General features: G+C 37.5%; 23 protein-coding genes and 1 riboswitch. Of the genes, 20 read left to right on the plus strand and 3 right to left on the minus strand.

Translation table 11 applies throughout. The annotated features are described in order from the left end of the window. Positions 1-448: 448 nt before the first annotated feature. Positions 449-898 carry an Hsp20/alpha crystallin family protein gene (locus SLH48_RS18715; protein ID WP_320259395.1) on the minus strand — a complete coding sequence of 150 codons (450 nt, stop codon included), beginning with the start codon at positions 896-898 and terminating at the stop codon, positions 449-451. A gap of 94 nt (positions 899-992) precedes the next feature. On the opposite strand from SLH48_RS18715, the gene SLH48_RS18720 reads away from it, so the two are divergent. From SLH48_RS18720 to purD, 13 genes are all read left to right on the plus strand, one after another. Beyond that, positions 993-1196 carry an NETI motif-containing protein gene (locus SLH48_RS18720; RefSeq protein WP_214484594.1) on the plus strand — a complete coding sequence of 68 codons (204 nt, stop codon included), beginning with the start codon at positions 993-995 and terminating at the stop codon, positions 1194-1196. An 83-nt stretch (positions 1197-1279) separates the two neighbouring features. Next, positions 1280-1381: riboswitch (purine riboswitch) on the plus strand. A 132-nt stretch (positions 1382-1513) separates the two neighbouring features. Next, complete coding sequence (gene purE, locus SLH48_RS18725) at positions 1514-2002, plus strand: 5-(carboxyamino)imidazole ribonucleotide mutase (protein ID WP_320259396.1); 489 nt, start codon at positions 1514-1516, stop codon at positions 2000-2002. After that, entirely contained in the window at positions 1998-3134 is a 1137-nt protein-coding gene (purK, locus tag SLH48_RS18730; protein WP_320259440.1) for a 5-(carboxyamino)imidazole ribonucleotide synthase, read from the plus strand. Before purE ends, purK begins: the two co-directional genes overlap by 5 nt. Beyond that, positions 3131-4423, plus strand: coding sequence for an adenylosuccinate lyase (purB, locus tag SLH48_RS18735; RefSeq protein ID WP_320208805.1), 1293 nt, complete (start codon positions 3131-3133; stop codon positions 4421-4423). Before purK ends, purB begins: the two co-directional genes overlap by 4 nt. 25 nt (positions 4424-4448) lie before the next feature. Continuing rightward, complete coding sequence (gene purC / locus SLH48_RS18740; RefSeq protein WP_214484591.1) at positions 4449-5168, plus strand: phosphoribosylaminoimidazolesuccinocarboxamide synthase; 720 nt, start codon at positions 4449-4451, stop codon at positions 5166-5168. Continuing rightward, positions 5161-5415, plus strand: coding sequence for a phosphoribosylformylglycinamidine synthase subunit PurS (gene purS, locus SLH48_RS18745; protein ID WP_214484590.1), 255 nt, complete (start codon positions 5161-5163; stop codon positions 5413-5415). The genes purC and purS overlap by 8 nt, the downstream gene beginning before the upstream one ends. Further along, complete coding sequence (purQ, locus tag SLH48_RS18750; protein WP_320259397.1) at positions 5412-6098, plus strand: phosphoribosylformylglycinamidine synthase subunit PurQ; 687 nt, start codon at positions 5412-5414, stop codon at positions 6096-6098. The genes purS and purQ overlap by 4 nt, the downstream gene beginning before the upstream one ends. Continuing rightward, positions 6082-8301 carry a phosphoribosylformylglycinamidine synthase subunit PurL gene (gene purL, locus SLH48_RS18755; RefSeq protein ID WP_320259398.1) on the plus strand — a complete coding sequence of 740 codons (2220 nt, stop codon included), beginning with the start codon at positions 6082-6084 and terminating at the stop codon, positions 8299-8301. Before purQ ends, purL begins: the two co-directional genes overlap by 17 nt. After that, positions 8286-9704, plus strand: a complete 1419-nt coding sequence (gene purF / locus SLH48_RS18760; RefSeq protein WP_320259399.1) for an amidophosphoribosyltransferase — start codon at positions 8286-8288, stop codon at positions 9702-9704. The genes purL and purF overlap by 16 nt, the downstream gene beginning before the upstream one ends. Before the next feature lie 34 nt (positions 9705-9738). Then, on the plus strand, positions 9739-10779 hold the full coding sequence (purM, locus tag SLH48_RS18765; RefSeq protein ID WP_320259400.1) for a phosphoribosylformylglycinamidine cyclo-ligase: 1041 nt from the start codon (positions 9739-9741) through the stop codon (positions 10777-10779). Then, entirely contained in the window at positions 10776-11360 is a 585-nt protein-coding gene (gene purN / locus SLH48_RS18770) for a phosphoribosylglycinamide formyltransferase (protein WP_320259401.1), read from the plus strand. Before purM ends, purN begins: the two co-directional genes overlap by 4 nt. 12 nt (positions 11361-11372) lie before the next feature. Continuing rightward, positions 11373-12905, plus strand: a complete 1533-nt coding sequence (gene purH, locus SLH48_RS18775; RefSeq protein ID WP_320259402.1) for a bifunctional phosphoribosylaminoimidazolecarboxamide formyltransferase/IMP cyclohydrolase — start codon at positions 11373-11375, stop codon at positions 12903-12905. A gap of 345 nt (positions 12906-13250) precedes the next feature. Then, a complete protein-coding gene (purD, locus tag SLH48_RS18780) occupies positions 13251-14534 on the plus strand; it encodes a phosphoribosylamine--glycine ligase (RefSeq protein ID WP_320259403.1) in 1284 nt (427 codons plus the stop codon). On the opposite strand, the gene SLH48_RS22540 is transcribed toward purD, so the two are convergent. Beyond that, on the minus strand, positions 14497-14601 hold the full coding sequence (locus SLH48_RS22540) for an EYxxD motif small membrane protein (protein WP_413785442.1): 105 nt from the start codon (positions 14599-14601) through the stop codon (positions 14497-14499). The genes purD and SLH48_RS22540 overlap by 38 nt on opposite strands. A 264-nt stretch (positions 14602-14865) precedes the next feature. Then, positions 14866-15123: a DUF2892 domain-containing protein gene (locus SLH48_RS18785; protein WP_214484582.1), complete on the minus strand. Its 258-nt coding sequence runs from the start codon at positions 15121-15123 to the stop codon at positions 14866-14868. Positions 15124-15391: 268 nt separating this feature from the next. On the opposite strand from SLH48_RS18785, the gene SLH48_RS18790 reads away from it, so the two are divergent. The 7 genes from SLH48_RS18790 (at position 15392) to SLH48_RS18820 (ending at position 25281) form a co-directional block, all read left to right on the plus strand. Next, complete coding sequence (locus SLH48_RS18790; protein ID WP_320259404.1) at positions 15392-17134, plus strand: adenine deaminase C-terminal domain-containing protein; 1743 nt, start codon at positions 15392-15394, stop codon at positions 17132-17134. Positions 17135-17188: 54 nt separating this feature from the next. Further along, positions 17189-18271 carry a DUF3048 domain-containing protein gene (locus SLH48_RS18795; protein WP_320259405.1) on the plus strand — a complete coding sequence of 361 codons (1083 nt, stop codon included), beginning with the start codon at positions 17189-17191 and terminating at the stop codon, positions 18269-18271. Positions 18272-18389: 118 nt separating this feature from the next. Then, positions 18390-18689, plus strand: a complete 300-nt coding sequence (locus tag SLH48_RS18800) for a YerC/YecD family TrpR-related protein (protein ID WP_214484579.1) — start codon at positions 18390-18392, stop codon at positions 18687-18689. 277 nt (positions 18690-18966) lie between these two features. Then, a complete protein-coding gene (locus tag SLH48_RS18805) occupies positions 18967-19653 on the plus strand; it encodes a heptaprenylglyceryl phosphate synthase (RefSeq protein ID WP_214484578.1) in 687 nt (228 codons plus the stop codon). 60 nt (positions 19654-19713) lie between these two features. Beyond that, positions 19714-21918 (plus strand): DNA helicase PcrA, encoded by a 2205-nt coding sequence (gene pcrA / locus SLH48_RS18810; protein ID WP_320259406.1) that lies wholly within the window; start codon positions 19714-19716, stop codon positions 21916-21918. 152 nt (positions 21919-22070) lie between these two features. Continuing rightward, positions 22071-24077: an NAD-dependent DNA ligase LigA gene (gene ligA, locus SLH48_RS18815; protein ID WP_320259407.1), complete on the plus strand. Its 2007-nt coding sequence runs from the start codon at positions 22071-22073 to the stop codon at positions 24075-24077. 13 nt (positions 24078-24090) lie between these two features. Further along, on the plus strand, positions 24091-25281 hold the full coding sequence (locus SLH48_RS18820) for a CamS family sex pheromone protein (protein WP_320259408.1): 1191 nt from the start codon (positions 24091-24093) through the stop codon (positions 25279-25281). The last annotated feature ends 19 nt before the right edge of the window (positions 25282-25300 follow it).

Below are 25300 nucleotides of genomic sequence, written 5' to 3' on the forward strand. Positions count from 1 at the left end.
TAAGCTCTTCAGCGCCGATGGTAGTTGGGGGTTTCCCCCTGTGAGAGTAGGACGTTGCCAGGCAATTAAAAAACACAGAGTACCTATACTCTGTGTTTTTTTTATGTCTATGTAAACAGCCAAAAGATCTAATAGTCCTTTAGCCGTTTTGTTTTTTATCGCTACGCTTTTTTGTGTTTCTATGTTCTTTTATTAATCAGCCCAGGTTTTCCTAGCGCCTATCCTCTCGAGTCACTTCGCCATTTTCTACGAAGGCAAAAAGCGCCTTCATAGAAAATGCCTCCAGTGCTTGTCGGGAATGGACAAGGTGCTTGCGCTTTTCTTTCTTGTCTAGTTCTGTCTCCTAACCTCTCGAGTCGTTTCACCTTTGCATCAGAAGACAAAAAGCGTCTTCAGTTGCAAAGGTTCCAACGCTTTTCGAGGTTAAACAGTCGACTCCACTTTTCCTTTAATCCTCTATTTTATGGACTTTTATTTTTTTCTTTGCATCTTTTGAGATTAACTTGTGTAAATGAATAATTAGAAGTCCATTATGATAGCTTGCGTCAATTCGATCATCTCTCACTGGAAACGGTAATTCAACATTTTTTTCTACATTTCCTTCTTGGATACCCTGTTCTTGTAGATCAAAGCCTTTAAATGTTAAGTTAATGCTGCCTTTTACTTCTAATGTTTGATTATTTTTATTTACATAGAGATCAACATCGCTTTCTTTATCAAGCCCAGGCATACTGACCACGACTAATAACTCATTATGAGATTGATAAATATTTACTGGTGCTTGAGATTGAAAGCCATTAAAAAGTGAATCAAACCCACTTAAAAAGTCCTTTCCGAAAAAATGTCCCCATTGATCTTTGAGGTTGTTAAGGTTTTTAAATTGATCAAAATCTAACATGTAAGACTGGCCTCCTTTACTGCTGTAATATTATATGTTATGGTTCGTTAAACGTGCCTAATAAATAGGAACTAGCATAGAAAGGAAATGTTTGATGAATAGTAAAAAGCCGAAGAAAAAAAAGTTTGTTGTTGCTGAAAATGAGACAATAAGTGATTGTTTGGATCGTATGAAAAAGGAAGGATATTCACCAACTAGACGAACGGAAGAACCGGTCTTTAAGGAAGTCGAAAAAGGCGGGGAAGTATCAGTTGTCCCTAGTGGGAGTACAATTGTCTTCGAAGGAAAGTTAATTTAGAAAACACGAACAATATAAAATAAATAAACTTAAATCGTTCGATGTTTCTGTTGACAATCTTTATCGTCCATTGTTAAGATGTCACTAGAGAAAATTATTTGCCTCATATAATAATGGGAATAAGGCCCAAAAGTTTCTACCCAATAACCGTAAATTATTGGACTATGAGGAAAAGTATTAAGCTGTAAATTAACAGCTTGGCCTGTAAAGTGGACACAAGGTGTCTTAGCCCAGGTAGAGTGCTTTTCCTTATTAGGGAGCGTTCTATGCTGGGCTTTTATTATAGGATCAAAGTGAATAATAAGGAGAGGAAAACAATGAAGCCGCTCGTTGGAGTAATCATGGGAAGTACTTCTGATTGGGAAACGATGAAACATGCTTGTGACATACTTGAAGAATTATCAATTCCATTCGAAAAGAAAGTTGTTTCAGCACACCGAACTCCAGATCTAATGTTTGACTATGCAGAATCAGCTAGAATGCGAGGCATTAAGGTTATTATTGCAGGTGCTGGAGGTGCTGCTCACTTACCTGGAATGGTTGCTTCAAAAACAACACTACCAGTTATTGGAGTGCCAGTACAATCTAAAGCTCTTAACGGCTTGGATTCGTTGCTTTCAATCGTTCAAATGCCTGGAGGAGTACCAGTAGCAACTGTCGCAATTGGCAAAGCAGGTGCAACAAATGCTGGGCTGTTAGCAGGTGAAATATTAAGTACACATCTTCCTGAGGTCGCAGCCTCATTAGAACATAGACGCGAAACTATTCGAAATAATGTATTAGAAAGTAGTGATATGCTTGATTAAGGATTGCATATTACCAGGAGAGACGATCGGAATCATTGGTGGTGGACAACTTGGTAGGATGATGGCGATTGCTGCTAAGCAAATGGGGTATAATATTGCTGTATTAGATCCTACGCCGAATTCACCTTGTGGTCAAGTCGCTGACATCGAAATCGTTGGTAATTTTGATGATATTGATGCTATTAAAAAGCTAGCACAATATAGTGATGTAGTGACGTATGAATTTGAAAATATAGATTATGATGCTTTAATATGGCTTGAACAGAATGTGCGTTTACCACAAGGTAGTCGTTTATTGGCGATAACACAAGACCGTTCGACAGAAAAAGCTACCATTGTGGATGCCGGAGTTGAGGTTGCTCCATATATATTAGTAGATTCTGAAGAGAAATTAATAGATGCATTAAAGCAAATGGAATTTCCTTGTGTGTTAAAGACATGTCGAGGTGGATACGATGGTAAAGGGCAAGCGGTAATTCGTAATGATGATGATATTAGCAAAGCATTACCACTCTTAGACCATGGTCCTTGTGTTTTAGAGGCTTGGATTTCTTTTGAGAAAGAAATATCAGTCATCGTTTCAAGAAGCCAGGCGGGGGAAGTAAAAGCATTCCCGGTTGCGGAAAATATTCATGTAGATAATATCTTACATCAATCGGTTGTACCTGCTAGAACTACTGATAAAATAGTTAATGAAGCGCATCAAATAGCAATAAATCTAGCAGAAAAATTGCAAATGGTCGGAACATTGGCAGTTGAAATGTTTGTTACAAATGAAGGCAAAATATTTATTAATGAATTAGCGCCAAGGCCCCATAACTCAGGGCATTATACGATGGAAGCTTGTAAAACCTCACAATTTGAACAGCATATTAGGGCGATATGTAATTTGCCACTAGGAGAAACGGACCTTTTGACACCAGTTGTGATGATGAATGTTCTAGGTGAGCATGTCGATGCTGTGATGGACAATATTACAAAATTCACAACGTGTAAGCTCCATCTATATGGGAAAAAAGAAGCGAAAGTAAAAAGAAAAATGGGTCATATTAACATTTTGGCGGATAATAATGAAGAAGCAATCAAGCAAGCAAATGAGCTAAATATTTGGTCGGAGGAGAATGATAAATGATTGAACGTTATACTCGCCCTGAAATGGGAGCAATTTGGACAGAGGAAAATCGCTTTAAAGCATGGTTAGAGGTCGAAATTTTAGCATGTGAAGCATGGGCAGAGCTAGGAGATATTCCAAAAGAGGATGTAAAGCTCATTCGACAAAATGCTTCGTTTGATATTAATCGGATTCATGAAATAGAGGAACAAACTAGACATGATGTTGTAGCCTTCACTCGTGCTGTTTCAGAAACATTAGGTGAAGAGCGTAAATGGGTGCATTATGGCTTAACATCTACTGATGTTGTTGACACAGCACTTTCTTATTTATTGAAACAAGCAAATGACCTTCTTCTAAAAGATATTGAAAACTTTGTTGCCATTTTAAAACAAAAAGCTCAGGAGCATAAATATACGGTTATGATGGGACGTACTCACGGTGTCCATGCTGAGCCAACAACATTTGGTTTAAAGCTTGCATTATGGTATGAGGAAATGAAACGTAATCTTGACCGTTTTAAAAGGGCTGCAGATGGTGTTAGAGTTGGAAAAATATCAGGAGCAGTAGGAACGTATGCTAATATCGATCCATTTGTAGAAAAGTATGTATGTGAAAAGTTAGGCTTAGAGGCAGCTCCTATTTCTACGCAAACATTGCAACGTGATCGCCATGCGGAATATATGGCAGCTCTTGCTTTAATCGCTACGTCAATCGAAAAATTTGCTGTGGAAATTCGTGGTCTTCAAAAAAGCGAAACACGCGAAGTGGAAGAATTCTTTGCCAAAGGGCAAAAGGGATCGTCAGCAATGCCGCATAAACGTAATCCTATTGGATCAGAGAATATGACTGGTATGGCAAGGGTCATTCGAGGCTATATGATGACAGCATATGAGAATGTCCCATTATGGCATGAGAGAGATATATCTCATTCTTCAGCAGAAAGAATTATTTTACCAGATGCGACAATAGCTCTAAATTATATGCTTAACCGTTTCGGTAACATTGTTAAAAACCTTACTGTTTTTCCAGAGAATATGAAGAAAAATATGGATCGTACACTAGGTTTAATCTATTCCCAACGAGTTTTATTAGCACTTATTGATACAGGAATGACCCGAGAAGAAGCGTATGATATTGTTCAACCAAAAGCTATGGAAGCTTGGGAAACACAAGTACCTTTCCGTCAGCTGATTGAGTCAACTGATATGATTACTTCACGCTTAACTAATGAGCAAATCAATGAATGCTTTGATTATAACTACCATATAAAAAATGTAGATGCAATCTTTAATCGTTTAAATCTTTAAGGCTTAATAAAGGAGGGCGCATGCAATGGAAAAATTAGCAATGCTATATGAGGGAAAAGCAAAAAAGATATATCGTACAAATGATCCAAACGTTGTGTGGGTAGAGTACAAAGATAGTGCAACCGCTTATAACGGTGAAAAAAAAGCACAGATATTTGGTAAAGGGCGACTAAATAATGAAATTACAAGCTTGCTATTTGAAAAGTTGCATCGCTCAAATATTGAAAATCATTTTATTAAAAAGGTGTCAGAAACTGAACAGCTTGTAAAAAAAGTTACAATTATTCCTCTTGAAGTTGTTGTGCGTAATTTAGTTGCAGGGAGCCTTGCTAAACGACTAGGAATTGAAGAAGGTACACCTATAAATCAACCTGTTGTTGAATTTTATTACAAAGATGATGATTTAGGTGACCCACTTATTACTGAAGACCATATTGCAATATTGCAAGTTGCAACAGATGAGCAAGTTTTACACTTGAAAAAAGTAGCATTAGAAATTAATAGAATATTAGCAGAACATTTTCATGGATGTGGTGTTCGTTTAGTAGATTTTAAACTTGAATTTGGAATCACTGAAGAAGGTGCGATCATTTTAGCAGATGAAGTTTCTCCAGATACGTGCCGTTTATGGGATATGGAAACGAATGAAAGATTTGATAAAGATGTCTTTCGTAGAGATTTAGGTCAGCTTACAGATGCTTATGAAGAAATACTAAAACGCTTAGGGGGCTCACAATATGTTTAAAGTGAAAGTGTTTGTTACGTTACGAGAGAGTGTATTGGATCCACAAGGAAGTGCGGTGAAAAACTCACTTCATAGCTTGTCATATAAAGAAGTTGAAGATGTCCGTATTGGTAAATATATGGAGTTGCAAATTGACAAAACTGATCGAGATATTGATGAAATCGTTCAAGAAATGTGTGAGAAGTTATTAGCAAATACTGTTATAGAAGACTACCGCTATGAAGTTGAGGAGGTCATCTCACAGTGAAATTTGCCGTAATTGTATTTCCAGGATCTAACTGTGATGTAGATATGTTTCATGCGATCAAAGATAGTCTAGGTGCAGAGGTAGAATATGTATGGCATGATGCTGTTGATATAGCTCATTTTGATGGAATCCTACTTCCAGGTGGATTCTCTTATGGAGATTATCTCCGTAGTGGAGCAATTGCTCGCTTCTCAAAGGTCATGACAGAAATTAAAAAAGCAGCAGATATGGGGAAACCTATTTTAGGAGTTTGTAATGGCTTTCAAATTTTATTAGAGGCAAATCTACTACCTGGAGCAATGAGACATAATAACAGTTTGAAATTTATTTGCCGACCTGTGGAACTTACTGTTGAAAATAGCGAAACGATGTTTACATCTAGCTATGAGCAAGGTGAAGTAATTACCATTCCTATAGCTCACGGAGAGGGAAACTATTATTGTGATAAAGAAACATTGCACAGACTGAAAGAAAACAAGCAAATTGTATTTAAATATAACTCTGAAAACCCTAATGGTAGTTTAGAAGATATAGCGGGCATTATGAATGAGAAGGGGAATGTACTTGGTATGATGCCACACCCTGAGCGAGCTGTTGAAGATTTATTAGGCAGTGCTGATGGCTTAAAGCTGTTTCAATCGATAGTGAAAAATTGGAGGGAAACTCATGTCGTTACTTCTTGAACCAAGTCCACAACAGATAAAAGATGAAAAAATATACAGAGAAATGGGATTAAGTGATGAAGAGTTTGTTACAATAGAAGGCATTTTAAACCGTCTTCCTAACTATACTGAAACGGGTTTATTTTCCGTTATGTGGTCAGAGCATTGTAGTTATAAGAACTCTAAGCCAGTGCTTAGCAAATTTCCAACAAGCGGTGAAAAAGTGCTACAAGGTCCTGGTGAAGGTGCAGGTATTGTTGATATCGGTGACAATCAAGCTGTCGTTTTTAAAATCGAAAGTCATAATCACCCATCCGCTATTGAGCCTTACCAAGGGGCTGCAACAGGTGTAGGTGGAATTATACGAGATGTTTTTTCAATGGGAGCTCGTCCAATTGCTTTATTAAACTCTCTACGTTTTGGTGAATTAGTTACCCCACGTATGAAATATTTGTTTGAAGAAGTAGTTGCAGGAATCGCTGGTTACGGAAACTGTGTAGGCATACCAACAGTAGGTGGAGAAATCCAATTTGAACCATCTTATGACGGGAACCCGCTTGTTAACGCGATGTGTGTCGGCTTAATTGATCATGAGGATATTCAAAAAGGGCAAGCAAAAGGGATTGGAAATACCGTCATGTATGTTGGTGCCAAAACAGGGCGCGATGGGATCCACGGAGCGACATTTGCGTCAGAGGAGTTATCAGAACAATCGGAAGAAAAGCGTCCTGCCGTGCAAGTTGGTGACCCTTTCATGGAGAAGTTATTGCTAGAAGCATGCCTTGAACTTGTAAAATGTGATGCATTAGTAGGTATTCAGGATATGGGAGCTGCAGGCTTAACAAGCTCTTCAGCAGAGATGGCAAGTAAAGCTGGTTCAGGAATTGAAATGAATTTAGATTTAGTTCCTCAACGCGAAACAGGTATGACTGGTTATGAGATGATGCTTTCAGAGTCACAGGAACGGATGTTAATTGTTGTTGAAAAAGGTAGAGAGCAAGAGATACAGCAAATTGTAGAAAAATATGGCCTTGATGCTGTAGCAGTTGGAAAAGTAACCGATGATAAAATGCTCCGTCTTTATCACAAAGGTGATGTTATAGCTGATGTGCCAGTTGATGCTTTGGCTGAAGATGCGCCAGTTTATCATAAGCCTTCTACAGAACCTTCGTATTATCAACAATTTCAGGAGATGGCTGTAGAAGTTCCTAAAGTAAACGACTATAAAGAAACGTTATTGCAGTTACTGTCACAGCCGACAATTGCAAGTAAAGAATGGGTATATGACCAATATGATTATATGGTACGTACGAATACAGCCGTATCCCCAGGGTCAGATGCAGCGGTCGTACGAGTTCGTGGAACAAACAAAGCGTTAGCAATGACAACGGATTGTAATTCTCGTTACCTATATCTAGACCCAGAGGTTGGCGGTAAAATCGCGGTGAGTGAAGCTGCAAGAAACATCGTCTGTTCTGGTGCGGAGCCACTTGCAATTACTGACTGCTTAAATTTCGGAAATCCAGAGAAACCAGAGATTTTCTGGCAGATTGAAAAAGCAGTAGATGGTATGAGTGTAGCTTGTGAAACTTTAAAGACACCAGTCATTGGTGGAAATGTATCTTTATACAATGAGACAAACGGAACGGCGATTTATCCGACTCCAGTTGTAGGAATGGTGGGCTTAATCAAAGATTTAGACCACATAACGACACAGCAATTTAAAGCTGAAGGTGATCTAATTTATGTAATTGGTGATTCGAAAGAGGAATTTGGTGGAAGTGAATTACAAAAATTAATTGAAGGTCGTATTTTTGGTAAGGCACCTGAACTGAATTTAGACGTTGAACAAACTCGTCAAAAACAGTTGTTAACTGCTATTCAAAGTGGAGTAATACAATCAGCACATGACATTGCTGAAGGCGGATTTGCTGTTGCTATTGCTGAATGCTTATTTGGTACTGAAGGTTTAGGGTGTAACGTTAAGATAAGTGGAAGTGCTGTCACTTCATTATTTAGTGAAACACAATCTCGATTTATTGTGACAGTGAAAAAAGAAAACCAACAAGCGTTTGAACAGCTTGTTCAAGCTACTTTAATTGGTGAAGTAAGCGCAGAACCAATGTTAAAGATCGATAACGAGCAAGGTGAAGATTTGATCCATATTTCGGTAGAAGAAGCTGAAAATGCTTGGAAAGGAGCTATTCCATGCTTGCTGAAATAAAAGGCTTGAATGAAGAGTGTGGGTTATTCGGTATTTGGGGTCATAAGGATGCGTCACAAATTACGTATTACGGCTTACACAGTCTTCAACACCGAGGACAAGAAGGAGCTGGGATCGTAGTAAGTGATGGAAAAAAATTAAAAGGTGTCAGAGGTGAAGGCCTTGTAGCAGAAGTTTTCAGCGGTGGGAAATTAACTGAAATTCAGGGCTCTGCTGCAATAGGCCATGTTCGTTATGCCACAGCAGGTGGAAGTGGAATTGAAAATGTACAGCCCCTCTTATTCCATTCGCAAAAAGGGAGCTTGGCTATGGCTCATAACGGTAACCTTGTTAATGCAATGGCTCTTAAGCATCAGTTAGAGAGCCAAGGTAGTATTTTTCAAACAACTTCAGATACTGAAGTATTAGCTCATCTTATTAAGAGAAGTGGCTTTTCTACCTTTAAGGAACGAGTGAAAAATGCCTTATCCATGTTAAAGGGTGCTTATGCCTTTTTAATTATGGATGAAACTCAAATGATGGTTGCGCTTGATCCGAATGGCTTACGACCGTTATCAATTGGGAGATTAGGGGATGCTTACGTTGTGGCTTCAGAAACATGTGCATTCGATGTAGTTGGAGCTACCTATGAACGTGATGTAGAGCCTGGGGAGCTACTCATTATTGATGAAACAGGCATTCATTCCGAAAGGTTTACAGTGACAATGAATCGTGCAATTTGTAGTATGGAATATATTTATTTTTCAAGGCCTGATAGTAATATAGATGGAATTAATATTCATACTGCGAGAAAAAGCCTTGGGAAAAAGCTAGCATATGAAGCACCTATTGATGCAGATGTTGTTACAGGGGTTCCGGATTCAAGTATTTCGGCTGCAATTGGCTACGCCGAAGCGTCTGGTATACCTTATGAGTTAGGTTTAATTAAAAATCGCTATGTTGGAAGAACGTTTATTCAGCCATCGCAAGCTTTACGCGAACAAGGTGTCAAAATGAAGCTCTCTCCTGTACGGGGTGTAGTGGAGGGCAAAAGAGTTGTAATGGTTGATGATTCCATCGTTCGTGGAACAACGAGCCGCCGTATCGTGACAATGTTAAGGGATGCGGGTGCAAAAGAGGTTCACGTTAGAATCAGTTCACCTCCAATTAAAAATCCTTGCTTTTATGGTATTGATACATCAACACATGAGGAGTTAATTGCATCCTCACATTCAGTTGAGGAAATACGGAAGATTATAGGGGCAGATTCAATTTCATTTTTAAGTGAAGAAGGGCTTGTATCAGCGATTGGAAGACCGTATGAAGGCGAATATAGAGGTCAGTGTATGGCATGTTTTACTGGGAAATATCCAACAGAAATTTACCCAGATACGGTTCTCCCTCACGAAAAAGTACTAACTTAACAATACCCAACATTTGATTTAGGAGGATAAACATATGGCGAATGCTTACAAACAAGCTGGAGTCGATATTGAAGCTGGCTATGAAGCGGTATCACGAATGAAGAAGCATATATTAAAAACAGGCAGACCTGAGGTGCTAGGTGCAATTGGTGGCTTTGGTGGCATGTTTGATTTATCAAAAATGAAGGTAAAAGAGCCAGTGCTTATTTCGGGAACAGACGGTGTAGGAACAAAGCTTATGCTCGCATTTATGATGGATAAGCACGACACGATTGGTATTGATGCTGTGGCAATGTGTGTAAATGATATCGTTGTACAAGGTGCAGAACCGATGTTTTTCCTAGATTACATCGCTTGCGGTAAATCCTCTCCTGAGAAAATAGAAGCGATTGTGAAGGGTATTGCAGATGGTTGTGAGCAAGCTGGTTGTGCTTTAATCGGTGGCGAAACTGCAGAAATGCCTGGCATGTATGACGAAGAAGAGTATGACTTGGCGGGTTTTACTGTCGGAGTTGCAGAGAAAAGTAAGCTTGTTACAGGTGAAGCTATTAAAGAGGGGGATGTCTTAATAGGTCTATCCTCAAACGGCATTCATAGTAATGGTTATTCACTTGTAAGAAAAATATTATTAGAAGAAGCTCAGCTTGATTTAACGAATACTTATGGTGACTGTACTTCAGCACTTGGAGAAGAATTATTACGTCCTACTAAAATATATGTCAAACCAATTTTATCCTTGTTAAAACAAAGTCAAGTAAATGGCATGGCACATATTACTGGCGGGGGGTTTGACGAAAATATTCCCCGTATGCTACCAAAGGGATTAGGTGCAGAGGTAGATTTCGGATCATGGCCAATACCTCCTATATTTGATCTTATTCAAGCAAAAGGAAAGCTAGATAAAAGAGAGATGTTTTCGATTTTTAACATGGGGATCGGTATGGTGTTGACGATGAGTGAAGAAAATATGCACGAAGCCATTCAATTGTTAGAAGCAGCTGGTGAAAAAGCATTTCTGATCGGTAGGGTAAAAGCAGGTGAAGGTGTAACGTACGGTGGAGGAGCACTAAAATGAAAAATATAGCTGTATTTGCCTCAGGGAGTGGCACAAATTTTCAAGCGATTGTCGACGCCGTTTATAACGGACATCTTGAGGCTAATGTAAAACTACTTGTGTGTGACAAACCACATGCGAAAGTCATACAACGCGCACAGCAAGCTAATGTTAATGTTTTTTCTTTTTCACCAAAAGGTTATGATAATAAGGAATCATTTGAGAAAGAAATCGTTTTAATACTTAAAGAAAATGATGTGGATTTCATTGTGCTGGCAGGTTATATGCGCTTAGTTGGTAGCACGTTGCTTTCTGCGTACAGTGGTAACATTGTTAACATTCATCCTTCTTTATTACCAGCCTTCCCAGGCAAGGATGCTATTGGTCAAGCATTCAGAGCCGGGGCAGCCAAGACGGGTGTAACGGTTCATTACGTTGATGAAGGAATGGATACAGGCCCTGTTATTGCTCAAGAAGAATTGCACATACATGCAGGAGAGACGATTGAAAGTATTGAGGAACGAATCCATCAAATTGAGCATCAATTTTACCCAAACACTTTACAAAAAATTTTTGCAGAAACGAATAACATGAGTAAATAGGAGGAAGAAACAGTGAGAAGAGCGCTAGTAAGTGTATCAGATAAGGAAGGAATAGTACCATTTGTACAAGGCTTAATTGATTGTGGTATTGAAGTAATTTCAACAGGTGGTACGAAAAAGGTTCTTGAGGACAATGGAATCAAAGTCATTGGTATTTCTGAAATTACTGGCTTTCCAGAAATACTAGATGGACGTGTGAAAACTCTTCATCCGAATATTCATGGTGGTTTATTAGCAGTAAGGGATAACGATGCTCATGTAAAACAAATAACTGAACATAATATCACACCTATTGATGTAGTTGTTGTGAATTTATACCCTTTTCAACAAACAATTGAAAAACCAGATGTAGCATTAAAAGACGCAATCGAAAATATTGATATCGGCGGGCCGTCTATGCTTCGTTCAGCAGCAAAAAACTATCAAGATGTAACTGTTGTAGTAGACCCAGCAGATTATGAAAAAGTACTTGCAGAAATTAGAGAGAACAACTCTGTAACATTTGAAACAAAGCAAAACCTTGCTGCAAAAGTATTTAGACATACAGCTAGATATGATGCACTTATAGCAGAATATTTGACAGAAGTGACAGGTGAAGAAAGTCCAGAGTCATATACAGTTACGTTTGAAAAGAAACAAGACTTACGATATGGAGAAAATCCTCACCAAAAGGCTACATTTTATAAGAAGCCTTTAGGAACTAATTACTCTATCGCAAACGCTGATAAATTACATGGTAAAGAATTATCTTACAACAATATCAATGATGCAGATGCAGCATTAGAAATCGTTAAAGAATTTAATGAGCCAGCTGCAGTTGCTGTTAAGCATATGAACCCTTGCGGCGTAGGTGTAGGCTCAAACGTACTAGAAGCATATAAAAAAGCATATGAAGCAGATGCTACATCTATCTTCGGTGGAATCGTTGTAGTGAATCGCGAAGTAGATAAAGAAACTGCACAGCTTATGCATGAGATATTTCTAGAAATCGTCATCGCTCCATCATTTAGCGAGGAAGCATTAAATATATTGACACAGAAGAAAAATATCCGTTTATTAAAAGTTGATTTTTCTAGCCAACAGCATGATGGCAAACGTCTTACTTCCGTGCAAGGAGGCTTACTTGTACAGGATGAGGATGCTAAGTCACTAACGGATGCATCAATCACAATTCCTACGAAACGTGAACCAACTGATCAAGAATGGGCAGATCTTAAGCTAGCATGGAAAGTTGTGAAGCATGTCAAATCAAATGCAATTGTCATTGCAAAGAATGATATGACAATTGGTGTCGGCGCTGGACAAATGAATCGGGTCGGTGCTGCTAAGATTGCAATCGAACAAGCAGGAGATAAAATTGAAGGATCAGCCCTAGGATCAGATGCATTTTTTCCAATGAGTGATACTGTTGAAGCAGCTGCTAAAGCGGGAGTTACTGCAATCATACAACCAGGCGGTTCAATTCGTGATGAAGATTCAATTAAAAAAGCAGATGAATACGGAATTACAATGGTATTCACGGGCATCCGCCACTTCAAGCATTAAGGAAGAAAAGCGAGAGCGCCTTGACCATCCCCGAAAAGCGTTGGAACTATTTCACATGAAGGCGCTTTTTGCCTTTAGGTGAAATAGTGAAACGACTCGAGGAGATAGGCGCTGTAGCTGGACAGGAAGAAAAGCGAAGCCGACTGCATTGCCTCGACAAGCGTTGGAGCTACTTCAAATGAAGGCACTTTCCTTCGGGTAAAGTAGTGAAACGACCTCGAGAGGCAAGGAGGCGGATCTGGACAAAAAGAAATGCAAGAAGCTCTTTTTATCCCAGAGATTATATCAAAGATAAATGTATGAGTTGTAATATAAAATGATAATTAGTAGCTGAGGTGAAATACGATGAATGTATTGGTAGTTGGTAGGGGCGGTCGTGAACATACAATTGCATGGAAAGTAGCTCAAAGTTCAAAGGTTAATAACGTGTTTGTAGCACCGGGTAATATAGGTATGGAGGATGTTGCAACGCTTGTAAATATTGACGAAAATGATCATGAAGCACTACTCGAATTTGCAAAGAGTGAGAAGATAGATTTAACGATTGTTGGTCCAGAGGTACCTTTAATAAATGGCATCGTAAATGCATTCCAAAGTAATAATTTACCCATATTTGGTCCGACAAAGGAAGCTGCTCTTATTGAAGGAAGTAAAACCTTTGCAAAGGATATAATGAAAAAGTATGAGATTCCTACAGGTCAATATGAGTCCTTTACATCTTATGAGGAAGCAAAGAACTATCTATTAAATGTAGGAGCTCCAATCGTCATTAAAGCAGATGGTCTTGCAGCTGGAAAAGGTGTAACTGTTGCAATAACGATGGAAGAAGCACTTGAAAGCCTACATGAAATGATGAATGAGGAGAAGTTTGGTGAAGCTAGTACTCAAGTTGTCATTGAGGAATTCTTAGCGGGTGAAGAATTTTCATTAATGGCATTTGTAAATGGAACAGAAGTTTATCCAATGGTCATTTCCCAAGATCATAAACGTGCGTACGATTTTGACAAGGGTCCAAATACTGGTGGGATGGGTGCATACTCTCCTGTACCACAAATTTCAGACGTTGTAGTTGAACAAGCTATTCAAACGATCTTGAAGCCTACTGCAAAGGCGATGGTAGCTGAAGGTCGTTCCTTTACAGGTGTGTTATATGCAGGCTTAATTAATACTACAGATGGACCAAAAGTGATTGAGTTTAACGCTCGATTTGGTGATCCAGAAACGCAAGTAGTTTTGCCAAGACTTGAGAGTGATCTTGTAGAGATATTATTGCAAATTTTGAAAGAGAATCGAGTGACGTTAACTTGGAATGATTCAGCAACTATCGGAGTTGTGTTAGCTTCAAAAGGGTATCCAAATCAATATGATAAAGGTGCTGAAATTGCAGGCTTAAATAATGTGAGCGATAAAACATTAGTTTTTCATGCTGGCACAGCAAAGCAGCATGACAAGGTTGTAACGAATGGCGGCCGTGTCTTAGCTATCGTAACAACTGGGAGCTCATTAAAAGAAGCTCAAAACAAAGTTTATCAAGAAATAGATTACATCCAAAGTGAAGGATTATTTTACCGCAAGGATATTGGTAATAAAGCTATCGAACCCGTTTCTTACGAACATACACAAAAGTAATTGCGATAATACTTCCTATTAATATGGTGAGAACAAATGTCATGTCTGTGAAATATTCTATTAGCATAAAATCAACTCCTTAAAGAGTAGCCTCCTGCGGTAAAAATTGCAGGAGGTTGTTAAAGGTAAGAATCATTTTGTAAACTCTTTTTTTTCCGGTCTTATTTTAAACTGCACGGTATTTTATAAAATTTTGTGATAAAAAAAATAGTAGCTTAATTCTTATTGCGATAAACAACTCGTTGTGCAAAAAAGCTAGAGAAAAAGAAGCTGTAATTTATCTGAATTTTCACCTACCCTACGCATCTTCAAAAATACTCAGCTGTTGTAATTAAGATGGGTTGATTGAATCCATATCATTATTAAGGTTAATTCCTTGTTCATTTTTAGATGTATATTTTTCTATACAAGCAGTTAATGGACAAAATCGAGTGATTCCTTCTCCAATTTTCATACCAGCAATCATTGCAACAACCAAATATGATTCTCTCCAGGGTCTCTTCACCATCTTTGCAGTAGCCCATGACAGTAGAGTAAAACCACAGGTAATGCGCATTAATGCATTGATTATACTAATGTTTGGTTTCATAGATGATTACACACCTTCCTATATCGATATCATTTGTTCAAATTACTTTCGTACGGTAAAATATAAATAAGCCCATATATTGTTCTTAGCAGATTTTTAGAAGGACAAATAACAATAATTGTGACAAAAACTAAATAAAATAAAGATGGTCAATATGTTGATGAAAACGCATACATAGACGTATGATTTTTATCTCAACAAGTTGATTTACTCCAGAGCATTTCGGAGCAAAGCTCTTCTTATAATTCTGTTTGAATGGAGGAATTCCATGCCTGACCAACGATATAGGTGGAAGAATAAACACCTACGTGAACATGTAGCTGTTATTGATGGAATCATACCACCAACATTGGTTTTAACCAATGCAATATATTTAAATCAAGCGTTAAATCAGTGGGTTAAAGGAAATATTTGGATTTACTATGAGAGAATTATTTATGTTGGTAAAGAACTACCATCTCATAGTGATAAATGTGAAATCGTTGATTGTAATGGGTACTATTTAGTACCAGGATACATAGAGCCTCATGCGCACCCATTTCAGTTATATAATCCCCATTCATTAGCTGAATATGCATCTCAATATGGCACAACAACGTTAATAAACGATAATATGAGCTTGGTTTTACAATTGTCAACAGAGAAAGCGTTTTCTTTTATTTCTAAATTGAAACATATACCATCAACTTTATACTGGTGGTGTAGGTTTGATCCGCAAACAGAAATTCAAGATGAAGAATTAATTTTTTCTCATACTACTGTTAAGTCCTGGCTTGAGCATGATGCGGTTCTTCAAGGTGGTGAGCTTACTGGCTGGCCGAAGCTTCTTGCTGGTGATGATATGATGCTTCTTTGGATTCAAGAAGCAAAGCGCTTACGCAAACAAATTGAAGGTCATTTTCCAGGGGCATCTGAAAAAACACTTGCAAAAATGATGTTGTTAGGTGCGACAAGTGACCATGAGGCAATGACTGGTGACGAAGTTTATTCTCGTTTGATGCAAGGCTATACGACTTCACTTAGGTATTCATCTATTCGACCAGACTTACCTATGTTGATAGATGAAATACATGCTCTTGGAATTAACAAATATGATCATTTATTCTATACAACAGATGGGTCTACACCATCATTTTATAAACAAGGCTTTATTGACAACATGATTAACATTGCAATAGACAAAGGTGTTCCACCAATTGACGCATACAATATGGCAACAATCAATGTTGCTAGATACTATCAAATAGAGTATTTACATGGCAATATTGCAACGGGAAGGGTAGCGAATATCAATTTCTTAAGCGAGAAAGACAACGCGACTCCTGTATCAGTCCTTGCAAAAGGAATGTGGTTAAAAAAAGATGGTCGTAATACAAATAACTTTGGTCATTTTTCTTGGGAAGAGGTAGATTGGCCTCAATTAAATATGAAATGGGATTTAAAATCGGAAGACTTACAGTTCTCTATGCCTTTAGGGTTGAAGATGGAAAATGATGTAATTATGAAGCCGTATTCGGTAAATATTGATGTCTCTGTGGACGAATTATCAATAAGCCATGATGAGAGCTTTTTAATGCTCGTTGACCGAAATGGTAAGTGGCGCCTTAACACAATTATAAAAGGGTTTGCCTCAAATTTATTAGGTATGGCAAGTTCATTTTCAAATACAGGGGATTTGATCTTAATTGGTAAAAATAAAGCTGACATGCTAACTGCTTACACACGGATGAAAGAAATAGGTGGTGGAATAGTCATAGCTGAAAACAATTCCATCATCTTTGAAATTCCTTTAAAGCTTAATGGAGTCATGTCTTCGCAGCCAATAGCCGAACTCATACCACAAGAACAGCAATTTAAATTAGTGTTACGTGAACGTGGCTATCAATATGAAGATCCTGTATACTCATTATTATTTTTACAATCGACACACTTGCCATATGTTCGCATCACACAGCAAGGAATTTACGATGTGATGAATAAAACTGTACTCTTTCCAACAATAATACGTTAAAATATAAAAGTATAGATATATTATGATAACATTGATAGATAAGGTTGTGTTTTAATGAGGGTTGGGAAATTAGGTATGGCTGTTCTATTAGGTATTGCTATTACTGGATGTAGTAATGAAGACGAACAGGTTGTTAAAGAAGCAGAAGAAATTACAGAGCAAGTAGAAGAAGAAGTCGATGAAACTTCGACAACTGTAGTTGAAGAAGAACAGTTTGAATACAATTATCCTTTAACAGGGATCGGTACGAATGATGAATCGGTTCATCAACGTGCTGTTGCGGTTATGGTTAATAATCACCCAAATGCTCGTCCTCAAACGGGGTTAAATCAAGCAGACTTAGTGTATGAAATGCTTACTGAAGGAGATATTACTAGACTATTGGCTTTTTACCAGAGTGATATTCCAGCAAAGGTAGGTCCAGTAAGAAGTGCAAGGCATGATTTTATTGAACTTAGTGATGGATATGATGCATTGTATGTTTACCATGGTACTTACACAATACTAGAGCAAAAATTACGAAACGGCCTTATCGACAATATTAGTGGAAGTTACCATGATAATGATGGTACTGTTTTTGAACGTGCAAACTACCGTAAAGCACCTCATAATTCCTATTTATTATTTAATGGTTTAAATGGAGTAGCTACTGATCGTTATAACTACTCAGTTACAAATGAAGCTGGTATTCCACCTCTACCATTTATGAGTGATGACGAGGAGATAAGTGGAGATGACGTTCAATCAGTGATGATTACGTATTCAAATAGTTACTATGCTACTGTCGAGTATGTATACGACCAAATGAAGGAAAAATATACACGCTTCACTGGTGAAGATCAAACAAAGGATTTCGAATCTGATAAACCCGTCTTAATAGATAATATTATGATTGTTGAAATGGATCATCAAATCATTGATGAAGTAGGTCGTCGGGATATAAATTTACAATCTGGCGGTAAAGGCTATCTACTTCAAAAAGGTAAACTTCAAGAAATTGATTGGCAAAACGTAGATGGGAGAATCCTTCCATATAAAGATGGACAAGATGTAAAATTCCTACCAGGGAAAACATGGATTAATATTATTCCAACATCACCAGGATTGGCTGGCGCTGTATCAACCGGAAATGAATAGATAAATAAGATTATGTTGAGTATCTAAAAACAGGTGGCAGTTATTATTTTACCTAAAAAAATTTCATATTTTGTGTACAAAAAACTATATTAATCAAGAGAAGAAGGATGGGATTGTCATGCAAATAGATAAATTACGTGGCAAGGAGCTAGATCAATTATTTAAAGCTGTTCTCTCTCTACGGGATCTAGAAGAGTGCTATAAATTTTTTGATGACTTATGTACAGTCAATGAAATTCAATCGCTTGCCCAACGATTAGAAGTCGCTAGAATGTTACAGGATGGCTTCACTTATCATAAAATAGAAACAGAAACAGGAGCGAGTACAGCTACTATTTCACGTGTGAAGCGTTGCTTGAACTATGGAAATGATGCATATATAATGGCATTAGATAGAGTAAATGACGAAGATAAATAAAGAACAAAAGCCGTTGCACTTAGCTCCGGCTTTTTTGTAGCAATTTTAAGGCTTGATGTTGAGAATCTAATTTAAGTAATAATCATCAAAAAGAAAAAATGCATATCCAGTACGCATGCGATTTCCTATCCGCACATTCTAGGTAACTTAGCTCATTTATCGGAATGTATAGATCGCCCTTAAAAAGGAGTTTCTGTGCTTGGCGGGAATAGCCTGTGCGCGAGCACTTTTCTGTTATAATAGTTTAATGGATATTTGATTGGAGGAAGCATAGGTAATGTATGATTATAGGGAATGGCGTCATGTTTTTAAGCTTGACCCAAATAAAGAGATTTCAGACGAGCATTTAGAAAGAATATGTGAATCAGGTACCGATGCAGTTCTTGTCGGGGGTAGTGATGGTGTCACACTTGAAAATGTACTACATTTAATGTCAAGAATTCGTCGTTATACAGTTCCTTGTGTACTTGAGATTTCTACAATTGCTTCTGTAACCCCAGGGTTTGATTTTTATTTTATTCCTACTGTATTAAACAGCCAAAATATTCAATGGACCATTGGTATGCACCATCAAGCTATTAAAGAGTATGGAGATATCATGAATTGGGAAGAAATTTTAGTTGAAGGTTACTGCATATTAAATGGTGACAGTAAAGCAGCACAACTAACAGAAGCTAACACTTCCATATCAAATGAAGATGTCATTGCATATGCAAGGATTGCCGAAAATTTATATCACCTGCCAATTTTTTATCTTGAATATAGCGGAATATACGGTGATGTAAATATTGTTAAAGATGTCAAAGACGAGTTATCTCATACGAAGTTATTTTATGGTGGCGGAATTTCATCAAAGGAACATGCCTTGGAGATGGCTAAGTATGCGGATACGATTGTAGTTGGTAATATTATTTATTCAGATATTGATGCTGCTCTTGAAACTGTTCAAGTAGTAAAAGAGTAGTTTGTCAAAATGATATATATACGATAAAATAGAACGTATGTTTGTATAGGCGGTGAGGACATGCAGTATATTAGTGAAAGATTGTTAACAGGATTAAATCCTCAGCAACAAGAGGCAGTAAAGGCAACAGATGGGCCACTTCTGATCATGGCAGGAGCAGGCAGCGGTAAGACTAGGGTATTAACGCATCGGATCGCATATTTGATGACAGAAAAAGAAATTGCTCCGTGGAATATTTTAGCGATTACTTTTACAAACAAAGCAGCAAGAGAAATGAAGGACCGTATTCAATCACTTCTAGGCCCAGCCGCTGAAGAAATTTGGATATCTACGTTTCATTCTATGTGTGTACGTATTTTACGCAAGGATATTGACAGAATTGGTATAAACAGAAATTTCTCAATTCTAGATTCTTCAGATCAGCAATCAGTCATAAAAAACATACTTAAAGAAAAGAATATTGACCCTAAAAAGTTTGACCCTCGAACGATCTTATCAACAATTAGTAGTGCCAAAAATGAATTGATTGACGCTGAAGAATATAGTAAGCAAACGGGTAGCTATTATGAAGAAACAGTAAGTAATGTATATAGTGAATATGAAAGCCGTCTTAGAAAGAATCAAGCGCTAGACTTCGATGATCTCATCATGTCTACTATTCACTTATTTAAACGTGTACCAGAAGTGCTTGAATATTACCAGCGCAAGTTTCAGTATATTCATGTTGATGAGTACCAAGATACGAACCGCGCGCAATATATGCTCGTAAAGATGTTAGCAGAACGACTAGAAAATTTATGTGTCGTAGGTGATTCCGACCAGTCTATTTATCGTTGGCGTGGAGCGGACATTGCAAATATCCTATCCTTTGAAAAAGACTACCCAGATGCAAATGTTATCTTATTAGAACAAAATTATCGATCATCTAAGCGCATCTTGCAAGCAGCAAATAAGGTGATTGAACAAAATATGAACAGAAAGCCTAAAAATCTTTGGACAGATAATCCAGAAGGTAATAAGATTTCATATTATCGTGCAAATAATGAATTTAGTGAAGCTCAGTATGCAGCTGGAAAAATCAATGAGCTTGTGGGTAGTGGAAACAAGAAGCTTTCAGATTTTGCAATTTTATATAGAACAAATGCACAATCTAGGGTTGTAGAGGAAGTATTATTAAAATCAAATATCAACTATACAATCGTTGGTGGTATTAAGTTCTATGACCGTAAGGAAATAAAAGATATTCTTGCTTATTTACGTGTGATTGCTAACCCCGATGACGATATCAGTCTAACGAGGGTTATTAATGTACCCAAACGTGGGGTAGGTGCTGCCTCTGTAGATAAAATTGCGAACTATGCGATTGCTAATGAGCTATCATTGTTTCAGGCCCTTGAGGAAATAGACATGATTGGTGTAAGTACGAGAGTTAGAAATGCGCTAACAGATTTTCGTAATATGATTCGCCATTGGACTAGCATGCAAGAGTATTTATCTATAACGGAGTTAGTTGAAGAAGTCCTCGAAAAAAGTGGCTATCGAGAAATGTTAAAAAATGAAAAGACGCTAGAATCACAGAGCAGATTAGAAAATATAGAAGAATTTTTATCCGTTACAACAAATTTTGAAAAGCAAAATGATGATAAAAGTTTAGTTGCATTCCTAACTGATCTTGCTCTGGTTGCAGATATAGACCGCTTAGATGAAGAGGAAGAGCAGGATAAGGAAGCTGTTGTTCTGATGACTTTACATTCAGCAAAAGGACTTGAGTTCCCTGTTGTATTTCTATTAGGCATGGAAGAAGGAGTTTTTCCACATAGTCGCTCACTTGATGAAGAGGCTGAAATGGAGGAAGAACGTCGACTAGCTTATGTTGGAATTACACGTGCAGAAAAAGAACTACATTTGTCCAATGCTGAAATGAGAACCTTGTTTGGACGAACGACAATGAATAGTGAATCGAGGTTTATAGGAGAAATTCCTGAAGAATTACTCGATGTTATCGCAGATAATCAAAAGCAAAATACCCCATTCACATCTAGAAGTTCCGTGTCAAAAACTAGCTTCAAATCTGTAGCAAAATCAACTGGTGGAGATACGATTGAGTGGCAAGTAGGTGACAAAGCTTCACATAAAAAGTGGGGCACCGGGACAGTAGTAAGTGTAAAAGGAGAAGGTGAAGGGAAAGAACTGGATATAGCTTTTCCAAGTCCAACAGGTATAAAGCGCTTGTTAGCTAAATTTGCTCCTATTACTAAATCTTAAAAGACAAGTATGGAAGTAGGATTTTACAATTGAATGAACTAAAGAGGTTTTCATTGTGTAATAGTATGTCATAATAATTATTTAAATCTCTTTGTCCAATAACGATGATATAGCAACTCTAAAAGTGTGTATTTATGAAGGAGGGTAAACAGATGGATCGACAAATAGCGGTAACACGTGTACAAGAATTGAGTACATTAATAACTAAATACAACTATGAGTATCATGTACTAGACCAACCGACAGTGTCTGATTACGAATATGATCAATTAATGCAAGAATTACTTGCAATTGAAGAACAATTTCCAGATCTTAAATCAGCTGACTCTCCTTCACAGCGTGTTGGAGGGGAAATATTAGATTCATTTTCAAAAGTGGAACATGATGTGCCGATGCTTAGTCTTGGAAACGCATTTAATGAAGTTGATTTATTTGATTTTGATCGACGTGTACGTCAAGAAGTAGGGGACGAAATTAGGTATGTTTGTGAACTGAAAATAGATGGTTTAGCTGTATCACTCAAATACGAAGACGGTGTATTTGTTCGCGGTGCGACAAGAGGAGACGGTACCGTTGGAGAAGAGATCACAGCTAATTTAAAGACCATTCGATCAATTCCATTGCGGTTAAATAAGCCAGTTAGTTTGGAAGTTCGTGGAGAAGCCTATATGCCAAAATCCTCATTTAAGAAATTAAATGAGGATAGAATACAGCTTGGAGAAGAACCATTTGCAAATCCTCGAAATGCAGCTGCAGGGTCGCTTAGACAACTTGACACAAAAATAGCAGCCTCTAGAAATTTGTCTATATTTATATATAATATCGCGGAAATGAGTGCTACAAATATCCAGTCACATAGTGAAGGCTTAGCTTATTTAGAGAATATAGGTTTTAAAGTGAGTAACGAGAAAAAAGTTTGTGGGGATATAGAGGAAGTCATAGAGTATGTTTTAAGCTGGCATGAAAAACGTCCTAACCTTGCTTATGATATAGATGGCATAGTTATTAAGGTTGATTCTTTGGAACAGCAAGAACAGTTAGGCGCTACTGCTAAAAGTCCACGTTGGGCAATTGCATACAAATTCCCAGCTGAAGAAGTTGTTACAAAGCTATTAGAAATTGAGCTTAGTGTTGGACGCACTGGTGTGATTACACCTACAGCTATTTTAGAGCCAGTGCAGGTAGCAGGAACAACTGTACAAAGAGCATCACTGCACAATGAAGATTTGATTCGAGAAAAAGACATTAAAATCGGCGACTACGTTACGATTAAAAAAGCCGGAGACATTATACCAGAAGTTGTCAATGTTATTGCTGAAAAACGCTCTGGAGATGAGTTAAGCTTTCATATGCCTACACATTGCCCAGAGTGTAATAGTGAGCTTGTTAGGTTAGAGGAAGAAGTTGCCTTAAGGTGTATTAATCCTAAATGTCCTGCACAAATTCGTGAAGGGCTGATTCACTTTGTATCTCGAAATGCGATGAATATAGATGGTCTAGGTGAAAAAGTCATCACACAACTATTTGCGAATCAGTTGATTGTGGATGTTGCTGATTTATATAAGTTAACTAAGGAAGAGCTACTAAATCTGGAACGTATGGGTGAGAAATCGGCTTCAAACCTCATTCAAGCCATAAATAATTCGAAGCATAACTCATTAGAACGTTTATTATTTGGTCTAGGGATTCGCCATGTTGGAGCAAAGGCTGCTAAAACATTAGCTATGGAATTTGAGACAATTGAAAAACTTCAAGCAGCAACATTCGAACAGTTAATTAGTATAAATGAAATCGGAGAAAAAATGGCTGAATCGATTGTTACATATTTATCAAGCTCTGAAGTTCAAGCATTGATTGAGGAACTGAACAACTTAGGGGTAAATACAAATTTTACTGGGATAAAAGCCCTATCACCAGAAAACGGTGATTCATTTTTTGCAGGAAAAACAGTTGTATTAACTGGGAAGCTTGAACAGCTTACTAGAAACGATGCAAAAGAAAAGATTGAAGCTTTAGGTGGAAAAGTAACGGGAAGTGTGAGTAAAAGCACCAATTTAGTCATTGCAGGTGAAGCAGCGGGTTCTAAATTAACAAAGGCTAAACAGCTATCAATAGAAGTTTGGGACGAACAACGATTAATTACGGAATTTGAAAAATAAGAGGTGTATGATATTGCGGAAAATTATTGCCTTAACTTTATCAACATTATTACTACTCTCTGCGTGTGCACCGAAGTTTGAGAAACAACAAGAAATTGTTAATGAATCAGAAGATACAACTGAACAAGCAATCATTCCTAAGTATCAAATTTCTGATCAATTTTATCGAACAGTTTTAACTGAGGATAATCAAATCAAACCAAGTGAATCAAGAGGGCTGGTTGTTTCAGGCCTGAATACACGATATGACATAGATGAAGTGGAACGAGGACTTATGCGCATTGCACAAGATACCTTTTCTCCAGATGAATATTTTTTCCAAGAAGGACAATATTTAGATCGCCAGACGGTCCAAAGCTGGTTAAATCGAAAATTGACACCAGAACAGCTTCAAGAAAAACTTAACGAGGATCAAAATTATGTAGATTTAGGGCTAAACCCTAGTATTGATAAGACTGCAGATGCAACTCTCACAGATTTAAATCAAGAAAGCCCTATCTATCTTGCACACATATTGGAACATAATTATTTAGTAGAGAAAGATGAACAAACTGTTGAATTAGGCGGGATTGTCATAGGTCTTGCATTAAATTCGGTTCATTATTTCAAACAAGAACAAGGATATGATAGAGAAGTTAGCATTGACCGATCTGTGCTTGAGAAAGAGGGTAAGAAGATTGCCGAAGAAGTTGTAAAGCGAGTGAAATTAATAGACGGGCTCGGGAATATTCCAATTGTTGTCGCATTATTTGAACAACAAAGCAAATCTTCGATTGTACCCGGAAATTTCTTTACGCAGGGAAATGTTAAAGCAGATAGTTCATCTATTGATAAATGGTCCGATATTAATGAACAATATTATTTATTTCCTTCCGACGAAGCTGAAAACGAACATCGTGAGGATGTCGTTACATTTAATAGGCTTAAAGATAGCATTGCTCAATTTTTTCCAAATTACACAGGCATTATTGGCAAAGGGTTTTACAAAGACGATACCCTTCAACAAATGACGGTAGAAATACCGATGCAATTTTACGGTAAGTCAGAAGTCATTGGCTTTACGCAATACGTTACAAATGAGGCATTGGAAATATTCCCTAACTATATATCTTTGCAGATGTATATATCATCAGTTAGAGGTCAAGAGAGTATTGTTATTCGTGAAGCTGGTGAAGAAGAACCTTTCGTTCATATTTTTCAATAATAAGCCTGTTATTGCTTCT

It is taken from the genome of Cytobacillus sp. IB215316, from assembly GCF_033963865.1.
GTDB classification, from domain to species: domain Bacteria; phylum Bacillota; class Bacilli; order Bacillales; family SM2101; genus Nanhaiella; species Nanhaiella sioensis.

Excerpts from the sequence above, each read along its gene's own strand:
- SLH48_RS18715 (WP_320259395.1), bottom strand. The coding sequence starts at position 898 with ATGTTAGATTTTGATCAATTTAAAAACCTTAACAACCTCAAAGATCAA.
- SLH48_RS18720 (WP_214484594.1), top strand. The coding sequence starts at position 993 with ATGAATAGTAAAAAGCCGAAGAAAAAAAAGTTTGTTGTTGCTGAAAAT.
- purE (WP_320259396.1), top strand. The coding sequence starts at position 1,514 with ATGAAGCCGCTCGTTGGAGTAATCATGGGAAGTACTTCTGATTGGGAA.
- purB (WP_320208805.1), top strand. The coding sequence starts at position 3,131 with ATGATTGAACGTTATACTCGCCCTGAAATGGGAGCAATTTGGACAGAG.
- purC (WP_214484591.1), top strand. The coding sequence starts at position 4,449 with ATGGAAAAATTAGCAATGCTATATGAGGGAAAAGCAAAAAAGATATAT.
- purS (WP_214484590.1), top strand. The coding sequence starts at position 5,161 with ATGTTTAAAGTGAAAGTGTTTGTTACGTTACGAGAGAGTGTATTGGAT.
- purL (WP_320259398.1), top strand. The coding sequence starts at position 6,082 with ATGTCGTTACTTCTTGAACCAAGTCCACAACAGATAAAAGATGAAAAA.
- purF (WP_320259399.1), top strand. The coding sequence starts at position 8,286 with ATGCTTGCTGAAATAAAAGGCTTGAATGAAGAGTGTGGGTTATTCGGT.
- purM (WP_320259400.1), top strand. The coding sequence starts at position 9,739 with ATGGCGAATGCTTACAAACAAGCTGGAGTCGATATTGAAGCTGGCTAT.
- purN (WP_320259401.1), top strand. The coding sequence starts at position 10,776 with ATGAAAAATATAGCTGTATTTGCCTCAGGGAGTGGCACAAATTTTCAA.
- purD (WP_320259403.1), top strand. The coding sequence starts at position 13,251 with ATGAATGTATTGGTAGTTGGTAGGGGCGGTCGTGAACATACAATTGCA.
- SLH48_RS22540 (WP_413785442.1), bottom strand. The coding sequence starts at position 14,601 with ATGCTAATAGAATATTTCACAGACATGACATTTGTTCTCACCATATTA.
- SLH48_RS18785 (WP_214484582.1), bottom strand. The coding sequence starts at position 15,123 with ATGAAACCAAACATTAGTATAATCAATGCATTAATGCGCATTACCTGT.
- SLH48_RS18790 (WP_320259404.1), top strand. The coding sequence starts at position 15,392 with ATGCCTGACCAACGATATAGGTGGAAGAATAAACACCTACGTGAACAT.
- SLH48_RS18795 (WP_320259405.1), top strand. The coding sequence starts at position 17,189 with ATGAGGGTTGGGAAATTAGGTATGGCTGTTCTATTAGGTATTGCTATT.
- SLH48_RS18800 (WP_214484579.1), top strand. The coding sequence starts at position 18,390 with ATGCAAATAGATAAATTACGTGGCAAGGAGCTAGATCAATTATTTAAA.
- SLH48_RS18805 (WP_214484578.1), top strand. The coding sequence starts at position 18,967 with ATGTATGATTATAGGGAATGGCGTCATGTTTTTAAGCTTGACCCAAAT.
- pcrA (WP_320259406.1), top strand. The coding sequence starts at position 19,714 with ATGCAGTATATTAGTGAAAGATTGTTAACAGGATTAAATCCTCAGCAA.
- ligA (WP_320259407.1), top strand. The coding sequence starts at position 22,071 with ATGGATCGACAAATAGCGGTAACACGTGTACAAGAATTGAGTACATTA.